Source organism: Neobacillus sp. NPDC093182, assembly GCF_044754045.1.
Window position 1 is genome coordinate 137,225 of record NZ_JBIVOI010000002.1, and the last position, 17,461, is coordinate 154,685.

The 17,461-nt window shown below is 35.9% G+C and carries 15 protein-coding genes and 1 pseudogene; 3 read left to right on the plus strand and 13 right to left on the minus strand.

Going from position 1 to position 17,461, the window contains the following annotated elements:
* Positions 1 to 472 precede the first annotated feature (472 nt).
* Both ACIQAA_RS05255 and ACIQAA_RS05260 read right to left on the minus strand, forming a co-directional pair.
* Positions 473 to 787, minus strand: a complete 315-nt coding sequence (locus ACIQAA_RS05255; protein WP_402615928.1) for a hypothetical protein — start codon at positions 785 to 787, stop codon at positions 473 to 475.
* A gap of 439 nt (positions 788 to 1,226) precedes the next feature.
* Positions 1,227 to 1,403: pseudogene (locus ACIQAA_RS05260) on the minus strand (DUF5381 family protein); the annotation flags it as partial.
* Positions 1,404 to 1,960: 557 nt separating this feature from the next.
* On the opposite strand from ACIQAA_RS05260, the gene ACIQAA_RS05265 reads away from it, so the two are divergent.
* A complete protein-coding gene (locus ACIQAA_RS05265) occupies positions 1,961 to 2,143 on the plus strand; it encodes a hypothetical protein (RefSeq protein ID WP_402615931.1) in 183 nt (60 codons plus the stop codon).
* Positions 2,144 to 2,743: 600 nt separating this feature from the next.
* Here ACIQAA_RS05265 and ACIQAA_RS05270 read toward each other — a convergent pair.
* From ACIQAA_RS05270 to ACIQAA_RS05295, 6 genes are all read right to left on the minus strand, one after another.
* Positions 2,744 to 4,180 (minus strand): glycoside hydrolase family 1 protein, encoded by a 1,437-nt coding sequence (locus ACIQAA_RS05270; RefSeq protein WP_402615933.1) that lies wholly within the window; start codon positions 4,178 to 4,180, stop codon positions 2,744 to 2,746.
* A gap of 96 nt (positions 4,181 to 4,276) precedes the next feature.
* Complete coding sequence (locus ACIQAA_RS05275) at positions 4,277 to 5,674, minus strand: glycoside hydrolase family 1 protein (RefSeq protein WP_402615936.1); 1,398 nt, start codon at positions 5,672 to 5,674, stop codon at positions 4,277 to 4,279.
* A 40-nt stretch (positions 5,675 to 5,714) separates the two neighbouring features.
* Positions 5,715 to 6,326: a hypothetical protein gene (locus tag ACIQAA_RS05280; RefSeq protein ID WP_402615939.1), complete on the minus strand. Its 612-nt coding sequence runs from the start codon at positions 6,324 to 6,326 to the stop codon at positions 5,715 to 5,717.
* A gap of 66 nt (positions 6,327 to 6,392) precedes the next feature.
* A complete protein-coding gene (locus ACIQAA_RS05285) occupies positions 6,393 to 7,667 on the minus strand; it encodes an ABC transporter substrate-binding protein (RefSeq protein ID WP_402615942.1) in 1,275 nt (424 codons plus the stop codon).
* A gap of 93 nt (positions 7,668 to 7,760) precedes the next feature.
* Positions 7,761 to 8,648: a carbohydrate ABC transporter permease gene (locus ACIQAA_RS05290; protein ID WP_402615945.1), complete on the minus strand. Its 888-nt coding sequence runs from the start codon at positions 8,646 to 8,648 to the stop codon at positions 7,761 to 7,763.
* Positions 8,649 to 8,669: 21 nt separating this feature from the next.
* Complete coding sequence (locus tag ACIQAA_RS05295) at positions 8,670 to 9,554, minus strand: carbohydrate ABC transporter permease (protein ID WP_402615948.1); 885 nt, start codon at positions 9,552 to 9,554, stop codon at positions 8,670 to 8,672.
* 559 nt (positions 9,555 to 10,113) lie between these two features.
* Between ACIQAA_RS05295 and ACIQAA_RS05300 the strand changes: the two genes are divergently transcribed.
* Complete coding sequence (locus ACIQAA_RS05300; RefSeq protein ID WP_402615951.1) at positions 10,114 to 12,348, plus strand: alpha-galactosidase; 2,235 nt, start codon at positions 10,114 to 10,116, stop codon at positions 12,346 to 12,348.
* A gap of 39 nt (positions 12,349 to 12,387) precedes the next feature.
* Positions 12,388 to 13,323: an ROK family protein gene (locus tag ACIQAA_RS05305; RefSeq protein WP_402615953.1), complete on the plus strand. Its 936-nt coding sequence runs from the start codon at positions 12,388 to 12,390 to the stop codon at positions 13,321 to 13,323.
* 40 nt (positions 13,324 to 13,363) lie between these two features.
* Here the strand turns inward: ACIQAA_RS05305 and ACIQAA_RS05310 are convergent, their stop codons facing one another.
* The 5 genes from ACIQAA_RS05310 to manA form a co-directional block, all read right to left on the minus strand.
* On the minus strand, positions 13,364 to 14,377 hold the full coding sequence (locus tag ACIQAA_RS05310; RefSeq protein WP_402615955.1) for a LacI family DNA-binding transcriptional regulator: 1,014 nt from the start codon (positions 14,375 to 14,377) through the stop codon (positions 13,364 to 13,366).
* Positions 14,378 to 14,559: 182 nt separating this feature from the next.
* Positions 14,560 to 15,528: an acetylxylan esterase gene (locus ACIQAA_RS05315; RefSeq protein ID WP_402615958.1), complete on the minus strand. Its 969-nt coding sequence runs from the start codon at positions 15,526 to 15,528 to the stop codon at positions 14,560 to 14,562.
* A gap of 132 nt (positions 15,529 to 15,660) precedes the next feature.
* Positions 15,661 to 15,906 (minus strand): HPr family phosphocarrier protein, encoded by a 246-nt coding sequence (locus ACIQAA_RS05320; RefSeq protein WP_402615960.1) that lies wholly within the window; start codon positions 15,904 to 15,906, stop codon positions 15,661 to 15,663.
* 67 nt (positions 15,907 to 15,973) lie between these two features.
* On the minus strand, positions 15,974 to 16,117 hold the full coding sequence (locus tag ACIQAA_RS05325; protein WP_402615963.1) for a hypothetical protein: 144 nt from the start codon (positions 16,115 to 16,117) through the stop codon (positions 15,974 to 15,976).
* Between the two features lie 389 nt (positions 16,118 to 16,506).
* On the minus strand, positions 16,507 to 17,454 hold the full coding sequence (gene manA, locus ACIQAA_RS05330) for a mannose-6-phosphate isomerase, class I (protein WP_402615966.1): 948 nt from the start codon (positions 17,452 to 17,454) through the stop codon (positions 16,507 to 16,509).
* Positions 17,455 to 17,461 lie beyond the last annotated feature (7 nt).

The following is a 17,461-nucleotide window of genomic DNA, read 5'->3' on the forward strand; positions in this document are numbered from 1 at the left end:
TTTATTTATATGCACTAAAACAGGGTGCAGGCAGAACATCGTTCCTTCCACCTTTTATTGAATCTCATGAAATAATTGATTTTATTTTAACATTAAATAGATGCCTGTTACGCCCCGAGGCTTGAAAGATTTTTTTCTAAATTGTAATGGGAATATTAAATAAAAACATCTAAAACACAAGAGCCCAATTTTTATATTAGTAAGTACATTCCAATAAAAAAACATCTACATTATTTGTAGATGCAATAAAATTCTATAATATTTATTTAAAAACTTTTCCGACTCTCATTTATTGCTTGGATTGGTTTGGTTTAAAAGAAAATAAAGCAGGTATTTTTTGGGGAAATAAGAAAAAAATTAAAAGATTTTCTGGAGATGTAATGCAAATTGTTACATGTGAAGGTATATACAACTATAGGATACATTGCACTCGCAGCGGACCTTTTAGTATTTTGCAAACAGTCTTCATACATTAACCAAAATACACATTTACACTCCCTTCTTTTTGTGCAGTTGCCATACAGTTTTGGATAAAATCCTGGATTTGTTTTAAATCCCAATCTCTTTCTGATAGGGAATTACCATATAATTGATTATAGGTATTTAAAGCTTTTTCAAATTGTTTAATTGAAAAGGTAGTACTGTTACCTGACCCACTAACTCCTGCATAGAATTTATTTGCGTCTAGTAAACTGTAAAGGATGGTAGAATTATAATTCCCCATGCTAAAACGAGCGTAAGCAATTTCTTCTCCTGCATTATTGTATCCTGAAATATCGTGACCCATTAATGATCCTCCTTCATAAATTATTTACCTGAAATAATTAGTCTTAGGAAACTTGTAAAGGATTAAATGTTTACATGGATTCCACCCCCTTCAGGTTTGATATTTATTAAACTTCTCGTACTAACGTGGAATTTATTGGTGTGAGAGCAGAAACATGTGAAGATTTAATAAGGAGGTTGTTCAAAAAAATTATCATAATTTGAGAGCAACATTTATTATTGAAGGTTCTCATAAAAACATTAGTTTGATGGAGAAGGATGGAGGACAAATACATCAAAATTGAAAGTCTAATTTTTTTATTGGTACTATTTCCATTTTGCTACATCTATTTGATAGAATAATATCACATTAGACCTTAGATAAATTTATTCCTTTCAAGAGTTTTTCTACAATTATGTGAACATAAGTAGTTCATTAAGGTACCCTTAGTAGGCAACAATCAAAGGGTTAGTTGAGATAAAAGAATAAGCCATATATTCGATGAAAAGTATCGTGATATACAGCAAATTGTGTTGCGTACCAAAAAGGTGCGGTGTGGAATGATATAAGTTTCAATTACATGGTCTACAGGATTTTCGGACACTAGGTTGTATGTGGAAAGTTTTATTTTTTTATTATTAAGAGTTTGACCTTATTATTTTATAGAAGAAGCCCCACCCCACCAATAGGTCCTTTTTTGTCATTGTTTTTTAAGTATTCCAACATTCTACTTGTCGATTAAGTCATCAGGATCCTTTGACCCAAAGTTATCGAGCAATACACGGACTTCATCTGTAGACTCTGTGCTCATTAAATGAATCAAAGGCTAAATAATCAGCTTTGTATTGTTTTTTAATCGCTCAACCCATTGTATCGTTAATAAATTCGGCAGTGTGGACATTTCATGATGAATCTGAATATATTTTTTACACTTTACAGTTGCAACACACTCAATAAAAGAATGTCGATCTTCAATCAATACTTTATAACTACCTACATTCGGTAACGAATAATTCGGTAGTAAACCGTTCTTTTGACAATACTTAGTTTTATAAAAGCCTCCCAATAGACTCGGTAATTCATCAAGAAGGTAAATTAGGATTTAGGCTTTTAGCACAAAAGCATAATATGAAGGACCATACACGCATCATGAGATGGGTAAAAGTTTACGAAAAATTGGGGGGGAAAGGTTTAATGAAAAAGAAGAGTAAGGAAACTTACTCTGTTCAATTTAAGCTGGATGTATTAAGCTTTATGAAAAGCACAGGTTCTTCAGAGGTTGATACAGCCCTTCATTTTGGGTTAACTAACCCTTCTATGTTAGCTTCGTGGAAGAAAGCTCTGGCGGTGGAGGAACAATTATCATGCCGTATATAAAGTTGGTCAAAAAACATATGTCCAATTAGTTCCTGAAAGTTGGTACATCACAAAAAAAAGCTTCCCTCCTATTTGGGATACAAAAGCCATATTTGTATCAGCTGCTTTTGAAATATTTTATCCTTTCCACTATGAACCTTTTATTCTATTGGAGTTACAACCATTTTGCTCGTTAAAGGATTCTCATTATTTCTTAGTGTTTGACATCGATGTAGATAAAATAACAAAAGAATCCAAAAGGAGGAAAGATTTTTTATTCAACTTTAATGGCAAAATCCATATCAGTGCCCGATGTGGTTGGATATGATTTTGAAAAAGAATTCTCAAGCTTGCCTTCATTCTAATTATGCTGCCCAATTATTTGATTTGAAAAGCTGCTAACGTTTGTTAGCGTTTTTTTTCCTAATAAATTGAAAAACTTCAATATAAGTTGACCAAGATAATCAAATAAATTTTTAAGGAACTAATGGAGCTAGATTAAGCCAATAATGACCTGTCGGCTCCATTCCTCCGATCATTTTTCCCCTTTCACTCTAAAGTAGTTTCCGAGCAATTAGGCCATTCGACAACACATATACTCATGTGTTAGCTACTATCACCTTATCTAAATACATCCTTATGAATTTGTAATTCTCTTTTCTCAATGAGGTTCATATACCAATAGGCAGACTTCTTCATTTTACGATTACGGTTCTCTTCTAGATTAATTTCTACCAGTCCATACCTGTTTTTGAAAGCATTCATTGGTGAAACATTATCTGTGAACGCCCATAGCATATAACCTGTACAATTAGAGCCTTGTTCGACAGCTTTTAGCAACCATTTTAAGTGATCACTAATGAATTCAATCCGGTAATCATCTTGAATAATCCCTTCATCATTCTTGAATCTGAACTCATTTTCAACCCCCATACCATTTTCCGCAATAAACCATTCGATATTTCCATAGTCTTCCTTCATTCTCATTGCCATATCAAACATAATTTGCGGGTAGATTTCCCATCCGCGATATGGATTCATTTTCTTGCCTGGAAGATCAAACATTTCATAATAATAGGCAGGATGGAATGGAGTACTCCCATTCCAGGCTGTCGTTCTAGCTTTAACACGATGCGGGAAGTAAAGATTCAAACCGACATAATCCACAGTATTTTCTTTTATTATTTGTAACTCATTCTCCGTTGAATCAAATAAAATATCATGTTTTTCCATTAACTCAAAAAGTTCCGGCGGAAATTCCCCATTAATGGACGGATCCAAAAAGATCCGATTAAACAATAGATCATAAATCCTTGCTGCTTCAATATCATGATCAGCCAAAGAGCGAGCGTAGGTAACCTCTGGATTTAATATTACCCCAATTTTAGATCCATATCTTTCCTTATATTCCTTCTGCTTAAACAGTTGAACCGCTTTTGCTGTTGCTAGGGCTTTGTTAAAATTCCACTGCATCCATTTTTTTGTATTTTGTTCAAAAGGATAGCGAATCGCATCAAGATATACACGCGTTTGAACTACGATCGGCTCATTGAATGTAAACCAATTTTTTACCCGATCCCCATACCGTTCAAATACCTTTTCCACATATTTTACGAATAAGTCCACGACATGCTTTGAACCCCAACCACCATAGGTTTCAAATAATTCGGCAGGAAGCTCATAATGTTCCAAACAAATCATTGGTTCAATCCCGTTTTTTAATAGTTCATTAATAACCTGACCTGTATAATCTGCATATTCTTCATCAACAATAACATTTTCATAGTCTGACAAAAAACGAGACCAATTAATGGAGGTTCGATAATGGGTCAGTCCTATTTCTTTCATTAATGAAATATCTTCTTTGTAACGATGGTAAAAATCAGTTGCAATCCCAGGACCATAACCGTTATGCCAGACATGCTTGTTATTTTTATACCAGAGATCAAGATACGAATCCTGTTCTGCCTTTTTCCCTGCCCATCCTTCTGTTTGCCAGGCGGAGGCTGCGGCCCCCAATATAAAATTTCTTGGAATCTTCATTGTATCGAAATTCATAATCGTTGCCCCCTTAAAATAAAAAAAGGGGATTAATAGCTGCCCACTAATCCCCCTTTTATTAAAAATCCATTTAGTATGATGAGTTAAGCTGAATTATTTTACAGAAGCACTTTCGGGAAATTCTAATTCTTCACCGTTCGTTGCAATTACTTTCTTATACCAATCAAAACTCTTTTTCTTATATCTCTTTAAATCTCTCATATCGGTTTCGCCTCGGTTAACAAAGACAAATCCATAGCGCTTTTCAAATTGCCCCCCGGAGCTAATAAGATCCGTTGAACCCCATGTAAGGTATCCAATTACATCTACTCCCTCTTCCATGGCAATTTTCATTTGCTTGATATGCTCACTTACGTATTCAATACGGTAGTCATCTTCGACAGTATTGTTTTCATTTAATTCTTCTCGAACACCAATCCCATTTTCTGTAATAAAAATAGGCAAGCGATAACGGGCATACATATCCTTCAAGCAAACTCTGAATCCGATTGGGTCGATTGCCCAGCCCCACTCATTTGTCTTTAAGTTAGGGTTTGGAGTCATACCTGAAATAAGCCACTTTCCGTCTGCTTTCTCCGCACTTACTGTCTGGCTTTGGTAATAGCTAATGCTTAAGTAATCGACGGTATTTTCTTTTAAAAGTTCAGCATCGCCATCTTCAAAGACTGGCATAATGCCTTTTCTCTCAAGATCTTTTGTAACATAAGAAGGATATTCCCCATGCGCAAATACATCAAAATAGAAATCAACCAATAGTTCTTTTGCTTTTATATTTGCAATAGTATCTTCCGGTTTGCAAGTATGTGGATACGTTACCTGATAGGTAACCATACCAGCCATTTGTCCGCCTGGTACAAGTTCATGAAGAGCTTTAACTGCTTTTCCATGGGTAACGAACGCATTATGAGTGACTTGATATCTTAATGCTTCTTCATTTTCGGCACCATCTAATTTGACTCCCCAGAACTCCGGATTTGTTAAAACTAAATTCTGTTCATTAAAGGTAAGCCAGTATTTTATTTTATGGCCAAAACGCTTAAACACGGTTCTTGCATAACGCTCAAATAAGTCAACTACTTTTCTTGAAGCGAAGCCATTATATTTTTCCGCAAGAGCAAGCGGTAAATCAAAGTGATAAAGGGTGATAACTGGCTGGATGCCATTCGCAAGCATTTCATCAAATAAGTCATCATAAAACTGAAGACCTTTTTCATTTACTTCGCCTTCACCATCAGGAAAAATTCTTGACCACGAAATGCTTGTACGATAGGCATTAAAGCCCATTTCTTTAAATAGTGCAATATCTTCCTTATAACGGTGATAAAAATCCACAGCCGTTTTCCAGTCTGATTGTCCTTCCTTTACAGGTCTTGCATCAACAATAGATGGTCCCTTTCCATCTTCATTCCATGCGCCTTCTGTTTGGAAAGATGTAACAGCGCCTCCCCACATAAAACCTTCTGGGATAACATTCGTATATTTCTTTTCCATCATTTTTTCCCCTTTCTAGTTTGAAAAATTTATAAAGTCCCTATCTAACTACTATATTTTTTAATACTATTCTTACGCCCAGTGCATAAATAGCAGGTGCTAGAAAAATAAAGAAGATAAAATTTTTATAGGATAAACTAAACAGAACGATCATGAATAAAATCAGGATAATGGTTCTGAGGAACCGCTTTATCATTAAATAAAAACCAAACATAATCGATTGCTTTACGCTTAAATCCATATTTACTAAAATCCACGAAATATAGGTAAACAACACTAGGGACAAAAGAAAAAGATAGATCATAGAAAACTTTATAATTGATGCAGTATTACTGCTAATGGAATTAGGAAACGGTAAAATAATGAACGCACTAAAATAGATTAGTAGAAAGGACGTTACCATGGATAATCCTTTATAACCCTTATATTCGGGACTAATTTCTTTATACAATATTCTAGTCGGAGTTCCATTTCCTAATAAAATCTCCTCTATTATTTTAAGCGTTGTACAAAAAGATGCTGTTAGTCCAAAAAATACAAAGTTTTTCACTAATGTGATCCAAAAAAAGAAACTTGATTTAACCAATTGGTAGATTAAATCAATAAGGCTCAAAAATTTGGATTCGATTATACTTACAACGCCTTTTTTCATCCTAACCACCTTCTAGGGAAAAGGGTACTCGTTTAAAACATAAACAAGTACCCCGATTAAAGTTTTTTATTTCAGTTTATATTCTTTACGAATTTGATCTGCTAATTTCTTTAATTCTTTAGCAGGATCTAAATTTTTCAGATTAATATTGTCCGTTACCGGAGTAAACTTTGATTCAATCTCTGCATATTCAGGAATGTATGGAGCAGGCATTACAGTCTTTCCTTCTTGCAGAATGGTTGCTAAAGCTTCTGCATTTTCTGGAGCATTGGACATGGTTGTAATCTGGTCAGAATTACGTTTTACAGTAGGAACAGCTGAAATAATCTTGGCCTGGATATCTTGACCTTTGCCTGTTGTTAAGAATTCCAACAATTTAAATGCTTCTTCTGAATGCTTTGTATTCTTGCCGATTCCGATTGGAAGGTACGCAGCAGGGGAAATATTTCCTGCTTTACCAGCTGGAATCGGTACAATATCCCACTTAAACTTAACATTTTTATTATATTCAGCCCAATCCCATGGACCCGTAATTCTCATGGCTGCTTTACCAGTCAGGAATAGGTTCGACATTCCTTGTGATTGTGCACTTGTTGGTTGGACGTTATATTTGTTCATTAAATCACGGGCAAATGTAACGGCCTCAATTGTTTCAGGTGAATCGATCAGGACTTTTTTGCCATCTGGGCTTACAATCGCACCGCCATTTGAAGACAACAACGTACTTAAATAAAAGCCTTCAATACCAAATTGAACGGTTTTGCCATTTTCAACCTTGGTTAATTTTTGAGCCGCAGCTAAGAAATCATCCCAAGTCCAGTCATCTTTTGGATATGGTACACCAGCTGCATCAAACATGTCTTTGTTATAACCAATCATTTGGGTAGATGCATCACGAATTAAGGCATATTGCTTGCCATCAACTTGTCCTAATTCAAGAACATTCGGCATATATTCATCTTTATTAATATTTTTATCGGACAAATCCATTAAAACACCTTTTGAAACAAATTGGCCCATAGAGCTCGGCTGCAGCCAAACTAAGTCAGGTTGGTCCCCACCTGCAGACATGGTTAAAAATTTGTCATTATATTTATCATATGGAGCATAAACCGGCTTAACTTTAATCCCAGGATTTTCTTTTTCAAACTCTTTAAAAATTTCACCTTCTAACTTTGTTCCTTCAGGGTTGTTATTCCACGTTAAAATCCGAAGTGTGACATCTTTCGAACCGTTTGAGCTTGATGTTTCAGATTTAGAGCCTGAACAGCCTGATAAAAAAGCGGATAGTACAAAAACAAGTGTTAACAGCAAAACTCCTAAACCTTTTTTCTTTCGCATTTGATTGAACCCCCTAAGTATTTTTAAAATATTGGATCGATAATGCACCCATAAAGAATGAATACAATTATCTAAAGTAAAACCAAATTTTAATCACCCTTTACCGCCAGTAGTTGCGATACCTTCGATGAAGTATTTCTGTCCAACAAAGAACAAGATGATCAGCGGCAGGATAATGAGTACGCTGGCAGCCATCATCGGTCCCCATGAGACGATCAGGGCGCCTTTAAACTGTAAAATTCCTAAGGCAAGTGTGTACATGGATTCATCATTTAGATAAATTAATGGTCCAAGGAAATCATTCCATGCCCACATAAAGCTTAGTAACGCAACCGTTATAACAGCCGGCACTGATAAAGGCAGGATGATCCTCCAAAAGATTCCGAAGGTACCGCACCCATCCAAATAGGCCGATTCTTCGAGTTCTTTTGGGATCGTCTTAAAGAATTGACGAAGCATGAATATAAAGTAGGCACTTCCAAAGAAATTCGGGACAATAAGCGGTAAAAAGGTATTCACCCACCCAAGTTTTGAAAAAATCATATATACAGGTATCATCGTGACTTGAGGCGGCAGCATCATCGTTGTCAATAGTAAGATAAACCAAAAATTACTTCCTTTTGCCTTAATACGGGCAAACCCATAAGCAACGACCGTGGAAGATAAAACAGTTCCAATAACGGTCAATAAAGTGACAAAGATGGAATTCCAATAATACTTCCCAAAACTGACCATCGTAAAAACATCTTTATAGTTAGAAAACTTCCATTCTTTAGGAAGAATGGTTGGCGGGAAAGTTAACGCTTCACTTTCCGGCTTTACCGATGTACCTAATAACCATAGGAAAGGAAAGATAAATATAATTGATAGCCCGATCAACAGAGCGTAAGTCACGGTTCTTTCAATGATTTTTCCTTTTCTTATACTTCGCTCCTTTTTTTCTCTTACTTTCATGTTTGATTTTGCTTCAGCGAGTTCCATCCTGATTCCTCCCTCCCTCTATTACTCATCGAATTCGTAATAAACTTTTTTTCCAAACACCTTAAACTGAATGACCGTGAAGATTAAGATGATGATAAACAAAATCCATGCAAGGGCCGAAGCATAGCCCATCTTAAAGAATTTAAAGGCATCTTGATAGAGATAGAATACGTAGAATAGAGATTTGTAGTTTGGTCCTCCATTCCCGTTTGAGACAACATATGCCTGTGTGAACACCTGAAAAGAACCGATAAGACCCATGATTAAATTGAAGAAGATTACATTTGATGTCATCGGGACTGTAACATTCCAGAATTTACGGAGTTTTCCTGCGCCGTCTAATTCTGCAGCTTCATATAAAGTGGCAGGTACACTTTGAAGACCAGCCAGGTAAATGACCATCCCTCCACCTGCCCCCCATAAACTCATGATGATCAAAGCAGGCTTAACCATTCCCTCACTTAATAACCAATTAGACGTTGGCAAATGCAAAAATGATAGGATTGCATTTGCAATACCAAAGTCTGGCTGGAAGATTAAAATCCATAGCAAGGAGCTTGCGACAGTTGGTACCAGTGATGGTAAATAAAATATCGTTCTAAATACTCCCATAAACTTTACTTTGGCATTCAACAATACTGCCAACATGTATCCAACTACTAAACCGAGCGGTACACCGATAATGGTATAAAATAGGGTATTCCATAAGGACTGCCAAAACAAAGGATCCTCTGTAAAGATCTTCTTGTAGTTTTCGATCCCCACCCAATTCGCTGCTCCCAATCCTGAATAATCAGTAAAAGACATGTACAAAGAATAAATCATTGGACCGGCAGTAAAGATAAAGAAACCTACTAACCAAGGTAAAATGAACATGTAGAATAAAAATGTTCTTGATTTATTCATCTTCCTCCCTCTCTTTCCCGGGTTTCCCCTGAATTTTTAAAGTAATATGTAAACCTTTTCAAAACAAATTATTAAAATCTATTATTCCTCCTCTAGTTGTTTAGTAGAATTAGAATTTTGTAATTATCATATCTCTATTCTTAGTTTTTTACAACTAAAAATTAAGTAATTTACTTTACTTTTTATAATTTTATTACTTAATTACAGACAATCAAATTACTTAATGAACTCATTATACACTCATATTTTTTTAAATGTCTATACTTTTAGTTGAGAAATTTTAAAAATTAAAATTTTCACTCAACACAACGCCTTGATTCCTTGATATATCTACTCTATCGGTTTTAACCAATGATTGTGGTTAGATATAACTAAAGTTATGATGTATTCAAATTCACATAATATTAGCTTATCGATTACTTAAAAAGAAAGAAAATATGTTGTAATTGATTAATTAAATTGTTAAAATTTTAACTAACAAGCAAATAAACATTTTTTAAAGCGAAAATGAAGGTGTTTCCAAATTTAATAACTTACTACTTTATTAGAGGTGGTCGTAATGACAATTAAGGTAAATCAATTAACGAAGGAATTTCATCTATATAACAATCAGATAAGTTATATTTTCCGAGTTCTAGAAAAAAGCAACCATTTAGAACATTTGTATTTTGGCAAAAGAATTAAACATCGAGATTCTTTTAGCCATTTAATTGAACGAGAAGTGCGGCCTTCTTGCAATATGTTTGAAGGGGATCATACTTCATCCCTTGAACATATCAAGCAAGAATATCCAAGCTTTGGAACGACTGATTTTCGTTATCCGGCGCACACGGTAACCAATTACATAGGAAGCCGCATTACAAATTATCAATACGACAGCTTCCGAATCATTCCAGGCAAACCTGCTCTTGAAAACTTACCGGCAACTTATGCGGAAGATTCCAATGAGGCAGATACATTAGAAATCACTTTGATAGATGAAGTGTTACAAAGCAAATTAATCTTAATCTATACGATTTATTCGAAGCGGAATGTAATATGCAGGAATACCCGATTTATCAATACAGGTGCAGAGGCTTTCTATATTAATAATGCGATGAGTACAAGTGTTGATTTTCCAGGTGACGAGTTTGAAATGCTCCATCTTGCCGGAGCTTGGGCACGCGAGGCTCATGTAGAGGTTCAAAAAATATCCAAAGGAGTCCAATCTATTTATAGCGCAAGAGGAGCAAGCAGCCACACCCATAATCCTTTTTTAGCCTTAAAAAGATTAGACACAACTGAGCATACTGGGGAAGTCTATGGATTCAGCCTTGTTTATAGCGGCAACTTTTTAGGGCAGGTTGAGGTAGATACGTATAGTGTCACCCGCGTAATGATGGGGATTAACCCGTTTCAATTTAAATGGAAATTAAACCCGAATGAGACCTTCCAAACACCCGAATGTGTGATGGTGTATTCAAACGAAGGCTTGAATGGTATGAGCCAAACTTATCACGATTTATATCGAACCCGCCTGGCTCGCGGATATTGGCGTGATAGAGAACGTCCAATCTTAATCAATAACTGGGAAGCTACTTATTTTAACTTTAATGAAGAAAAAATCTTATCTATTGCAAAAACAGCCAGAGATTTAGGAATTGAACTATTTGTTCTAGACGATGGGTGGTTCGGGAAACGAAATGATGATACTAGCTCATTAGGAGATTGGTTTGAGGATAAAGAAAAATTGCCAAACGGAATTCAAGGCTTATCAGAGAAAATTGATGCGTTAGGTATGCGGTTTGGACTTTGGTTTGAGCCTGAAATGGTTTGCAAAGATACGAAATTGTTCCAACAACACCCTGACTGGATTATTGCAACCCCGAACCGAAGGGCGTCACATGGAAGGAACCAATTTGTTTTGGACTTTTCCAGAAATGAAGTAGTCGACCATATCTTTACTTTAATGGACAATATCCTATCAAAATCAAAAATATCTTATATTAAATGGGATATGAACCGTTATATGACCGAAATCTACTCAGCAAGTCTGGACTTCGATCAGCAGGGAGAGGTAGCTCACCGTTATATTTTAGGAGTGTACAGACTTTACGAAAGATTAATAGAGAAATATCCGGAAATCCTCTTTGAGTCTTGCGCAGGCGGCGGTGCCCGCTTCGATCCAGGTTTGCTTTATTATGCACCACAAGCTTGGGCTAGTGATGATACGGACGCGGCCGAGCGCTTAAAAATACAATACGGTACTTCCATGGTTTATCCATTAAGCTCGATTGGAAGTCATGTTTCTGCTGTACCCAATCACCAAGTAGGCAGGCTTACACCAATCGATACGAGAGCAAATGTCGCTTATTTTGGCACCTTCGGATATGAGCTCGATATCACAAATGTAAGTGATGAAGAAAAGTACAAAGTAAAGGAACAGACCTCATTCTTTAAAGAAAAACGACAACTGATTCAAAATGGCCATTTTTATCGATTGCTCAATCCATTTGAATCAAACGAGGCTTCTTGGATGGTTGTTTCCGAAGATAAGAAGGAAGCAATGGTTGGTTATTACAAAGTTTTAGCAAAACCAAACGATAAATACTATCGAATTAAACTAAAAGGGCTGGATCCAGACACACTTTATGCAATAGAGGGTAAAGAGACCACCCACTACGGTGATGAACTGATGAATATTGGAATCGTCCTCGCCGAAAATTATACTGATCGAGCCGGAGAATATTGGAGTAGAGAAAAATTAGGCGATTTCTCTTCTAAGCTTTTCCTTTTAACAGAAGTAAATGCATAAACTAACTTACACAACAATCGGAAAAAGGAGAGGGCTTTAATGAAAAACTACATGGTGTTCGACGTGGGCGGAACAAATGTAAAATATGCTGTCATCAATGAAAAGGGAGAATTCTTGACCAAAGGTGATTTTCCATCATCCCCATATGATTTTGATCATTTTCAAAACAACATTGTTTCAACTACAATGGAAAATACACAAAAATACAATGTTGTTGGACTTGCATTCAGCTGTCCCGGAGGAGTCGATAGCGAGACAGGGATTATCGGAGGAGCAAGTGCTCTTCCTTGTATTCACGGACCAAATTTCAAAGAGATATTTGGTAGGTCTACAGGGTTGCCAGTAGAAATCGAAAATGACGCAAATAGCGCTGCCTTAGGGGAAGTTTGGAAAGGTGCGGCTAAAAATAATCAAAATGTCATGTTCACCATTATTGGTACTGGAATTGGAGGTGCTGTTATAAAGGACCGAAAAATCCATAAAGGTGCTAATTTGCATGGCGGGGAAATTGGTTATATGGTTCTAAACATTCAAAATCAAAACGCTACCAATACCTTTCGCACCTGGAGCCATTTAGCAGCAACTGGCGCGCTGGTAAAGGAAGTAGCTAAGGTCAAGGGTGTTTCGGTTTCTGAATTAAACGGTAAACAGATATTTGAAGCAGCTGAAGCTGGTGACCAAGACTGCATAAAAGCAATCGAAAACTTCTATCTTTATCTGGCACAAGGAATTTACAATATCCAGTATATATACGATCCTGAAAAAATCATTATTGGCGGTGCAATTAGCAATCGTACTAACTTGATTGATAAAATTTATGAAAAACTTGACCTAATTTTAGATACCGTTGAGATTGCGAAGGTTCGGCCAGTGATTGAGGTATGTCATTTTAAAAATGACGCGAATCTGCTTGGTGCGTTATTTCATTTCTTACAACGACAGGAACAGGAACAAATAATTATAAAAATATCATGAAAATGATGATAATAATAAAACAAGGCAGGGATGCCTTGTTTTATTTTTTTTCTATATTTTTTACCGAGTCTCTGTAAATAATGTTTCCCTTGATAAACGTTCGTCCATACTTTTTATTAGGATTTTTTATTTTTTCCATTATAAACTTAACTGAAACTTTGGACATTTCTTCTATATCGACTGCAACCGTGGTTAATGGTGGTTCAGTTATGGAAGCAAAAATTGAGTTATCAAAACCAACCACCGAACAATCCTCTGGAACATTTATACCTCTCTTTTGTAATTCGTTAATGAGGTTATATGCAACTTCATCATTATTACATACAAACGCGGTAGGCATATCTTCGGGAAATTCTATATCGATATAAAATCCGCGCTCATCCCGGTCTTTAATGACGTATTCATTTTTTAGCTCGATTCGATGTTCAAGCAGTGATTTATAATATCCAAGGAATCGGTCCTGAATACTGCTTGTTGCATGGACATCCCCTACAAAGGCAATTTTCCTATGACCATTACGCATTAAATAATTGGTGACTTCATACATTCCATAAAAGTTGTCCGTCAGAATGGAGTCAATTTCATTTTGATCCGTATAAAAATCCAAAAAGACAGCTGGAATATCAATTTTTTGAATCTCTTTTACATACTGCTTTTGAATTTGACCAAGAAAAATAAGTCCATCTACTTTCTTTTCAGTATAAATTCTTGGCAAGACAAGTTGAGCCTCATCCTCATGACTCAATATGTGCAGAATTCCTGAATAATGATAGCTTTCCAGAACCCTTGATAAGAGTTGATAAAATTGCAGATAGAACGATGTTGTTGTACCAGTGAAACGTTCATGTATAACAATCCCAAGATTATAGGATAAACCTTCTTTCATGGACTTTGCGTGGGTATTAAACCGATAACCCATCTCTTCCGCGACTACTTTTATTTTCTCTTTTAATTCTTCACTAACGCCTTCTTTATCATTAAGTGCCTTTGAAATGGTAACACTGCTGACTCCTAATCTTTCTGCTATGTCACGCATTGTAACATTGCCTTTCACAACAATTCCTCCGATTCGTTTTGTAGAAAGTATTCTATTTTAAGAATAACTTTTTTTTATCATGATAGTAAATAGTATTCACTTAAAAACATCTTCTTTAAAACAAAGCGAAAGAACCCCTCCTTTTTTATGGAGTGACAGGACTACCATTATGATGGGAAGGTTCCATTGAATACATTATTTTATTCATCTAATAGTTTAGAAAAAAACGAATGTACTTTATCACCAAATGTCCGAACATACTCATGTCCATATTCATAATAGACCATCATTTGTTTAGGTGATCGGATTTTATTATATACAGCAAATTGTGTAGAAGGAGGACAGATATAATCCTCCATACCAACAGCCCATAACACTTCCGACTTTACTCGATCTGCCAGATGTTGAATATCAATATACCCAAGTTTATTGAATAACTCCTCCTCCCGTTCGTGAGTAGGGTCAATAAATTTAAAATAATAATGTATCTCTTCATAGGCTGAATTGGCGATGTCTAACTCCCATACCCTTTTATAATCTGAAAGGAATGGGTAAACGGCTGCGGTTTTCTTGATTCTAGGTTCTAAAGCTGAACAAACAATAGCTAAAGCCCCACCCTGCGAAGCACCATAAGCACCTACTCGATCAGGATCCACATTTTCCATAGAGCAGAGGATTCTAACTGCATGTACCGTGTCTAAAAAAACATTACGATAATATAATTTTTCCGGATGTTCTTCTTCAATCCCACGAATAATATGTCCTTTTAAAGTCGTACCTTTCACCTTGTTATTATCGACCGATAATCCCCCTTGACCGCGGCAATCCATTGCTAAAACGGTAAATCCTTCTGCTGCATAACCCAGCTTATCTACCCAATCCCCACTACTGCCATGATAACCATGGAACCAAATAAGCCCCGGACCCTGCCCAACCTGATTCTTCGGTCTAACAAGCTGACAATGGATTCTAGCACCACCGACTCCTGTAAAATAAAGATGATAGCATTCTGCAACTCTACTATTAAAATTCGCTGAAATTAGTTCGTAATTTAACGATTGTTGACTTAATTCCTCCAGTCCCTTTTCCCAAAATTCAGCAAAATCCTTAGGTTTTGGATTTGTCCCCTTATATTCCTTTAATTGATGCAAAGGCATGTCGAATTTCATTCTGTTCCCCCTTAGATTATTAGTTAAATTTTCGCAGGTTCCACCCGTTAATTACTTTATCGGTAACTTCATTATATATCTATTAATATATACGTCAATTCCATAGTATCGTATAATTAGATAAATTTCATTTTAAAGGCAGCTAGCAAGCACCTTTATTGCGCTTTGCTCATCACAACCGTCTGTAACTAATGTTATTTCTTCTCCGAATCTAATTGCAGCTGACATAATCCCGATTATACTTTTGGCTTCAATAGTTTTTTCATCTTTCAAGATAAATATATTGCAATCAACAGAAGAAGCTTTTTCCACAAATTCAGCTGCTTTTTTAGCTTGTAAACCACTCGGTAAATCTATAACAATATTTTGTTTTATCACAGTCACAACTCCTCGAATTTTTCTTTTACCACCGCGAGCACACAATGGCAACATGTTTTTTAAATAATTAGCATTCCTGTTCGTTATTTTTGACAACTGATTCAACCACATTAACCAATCCTGCAATTATTTCATTTATCGTCATGTTAGTGGTATCTTTTCCTAGAATAATAGAAGTTTTATATTGCAACTCTTTTTCTTGCTCATTCAATATAAATGCCTCCCCATTAATTGGTTAGTTTTAATGTTTAAGGAATAATAAACTGTTAATATCCACGGTATTTTCAATTCTCTATTTAGCAATTCACTTTAACTAAAATAACCTTACACTTATTCTATATTTTAAGTTATAAACATTCAATATTAAGTAATAAGTAATCTAAAAAAACCTCGCAAAAAGGAAATTACGCACGCATTACAGAACGATTTTCAAACTAATTGTTACATCGTCCTAAAAAGCCCCGCACAACATGCAGGGCTTTTCATTCACTTATTTGCTCGTTCTGGACAAAAAAGCGCTCAACCCCGTTGGATTGAGCGCTTTGCTTAAATTTCATTTGTTAGGAAGATGTTATCCAAGAAATATCCACTGACACCTTTTTATGGATGGGAAACGATAAGTTCACAAACACCATCAATGAAAAATTCACCTAGTCCTACAGGAATAATGAAATGTGTTCCTTTACTTAAAGAATACCTTTCTCCATCATGACTCAATGTGCCTTCCCCTTTGATAACGCTACACAGTAAATATTGATCTGTATAGGAGAACGACGAATGACCTCTTACGTTCCATTTATAGACAGAAAAAAAGTCCGATTCTACAAATGTAGTAATCTCGATGTTTTCCTTTATCTCCACTAAAGGTTGAATTCCCCTAACATCAAGCGGAACAGTCGTTACCTGAATCGCTTTATCCAAGTGAAGGTCGCGTAAATTTCCTTCGTCATCTTTACGGTCATAATCATAAACTCTGTAAGTTGTGTCAGAGCTTTGCTGTGTTTCTAACACCAGTGTACCTTCACATAAGGCATGAATCGTTCCACTTGGTACATAAAAAAAGTCTCCGGGTTTGATTTTCACTCTACGAAGTAATTCATTCCAATTTCCTTCATTAATTTGCTGAATTAATTCCTCTTTTGTCTTCGCATTATGACCAAATATCATGTCTGCATCTTCTTTACAATCAATGATATACCAGCATTCGGTCTTTCCTAGTTCTCCATTTTCATTGGCTTTGGCATATGCATCATCAGGATGAACTTGAACCGATAAATCCATGTTAGCATCTAAAATTTTTGTTAACAGTGGAAACACTTCATCTTGTGAGTTTCCGAATAATTCAGGATATTCCTTCCAAAGTTTGTCCAAGGTTGCCCCAGATAAAGGACCATTTTCAACCATTGAAGGTCCATTTGGATGTGCAGAAATTGCCCAGCATTCCCCTGTCTGATCAGAGGGAATGGAATAGCCAAACTCATTTTTTAAGGCCTTCCCCCCCCAAATTCTCTCTTTAAAGACAGGTTTTAAAAATAATGGCTCCATCAATAATCCC

Bases quoted from the DNA above. Each gene is read 5' to 3' on its own strand.
- ACIQAA_RS05255 (WP_402615928.1), bottom strand. From the start codon at position 787: ATGGGTCACGATATTTCAGGATACAATAATGCAGGAGAAGAAATTGCT.
- ACIQAA_RS05265 (WP_402615931.1), top strand. From the start codon at position 1,961: ATGAAAAAGAAGAGTAAGGAAACTTACTCTGTTCAATTTAAGCTGGAT.
- ACIQAA_RS05270 (WP_402615933.1), bottom strand. From the start codon at position 4,180: ATGAATTTCGATACAATGAAGATTCCAAGAAATTTTATATTGGGGGCC.
- ACIQAA_RS05275 (WP_402615936.1), bottom strand. From the start codon at position 5,674: ATGGAAAAGAAATATACGAATGTTATCCCAGAAGGTTTTATGTGGGGA.
- ACIQAA_RS05280 (WP_402615939.1), bottom strand. From the start codon at position 6,326: ATGAAAAAAGGCGTTGTAAGTATAATCGAATCCAAATTTTTGAGCCTT.
- ACIQAA_RS05285 (WP_402615942.1), bottom strand. From the start codon at position 7,667: ATGCGAAAGAAAAAAGGTTTAGGAGTTTTGCTGTTAACACTTGTTTTT.
- ACIQAA_RS05290 (WP_402615945.1), bottom strand. From the start codon at position 8,648: ATGGAACTCGCTGAAGCAAAATCAAACATGAAAGTAAGAGAAAAAAAG.
- ACIQAA_RS05295 (WP_402615948.1), bottom strand. From the start codon at position 9,554: ATGAATAAATCAAGAACATTTTTATTCTACATGTTCATTTTACCTTGG.
- ACIQAA_RS05300 (WP_402615951.1), top strand. From the start codon at position 10,114: ATGACAATTAAGGTAAATCAATTAACGAAGGAATTTCATCTATATAAC.
- ACIQAA_RS05305 (WP_402615953.1), top strand. From the start codon at position 12,388: ATGAAAAACTACATGGTGTTCGACGTGGGCGGAACAAATGTAAAATAT.
- ACIQAA_RS05315 (WP_402615958.1), bottom strand. From the start codon at position 15,528: ATGAAATTCGACATGCCTTTGCATCAATTAAAGGAATATAAGGGGACA.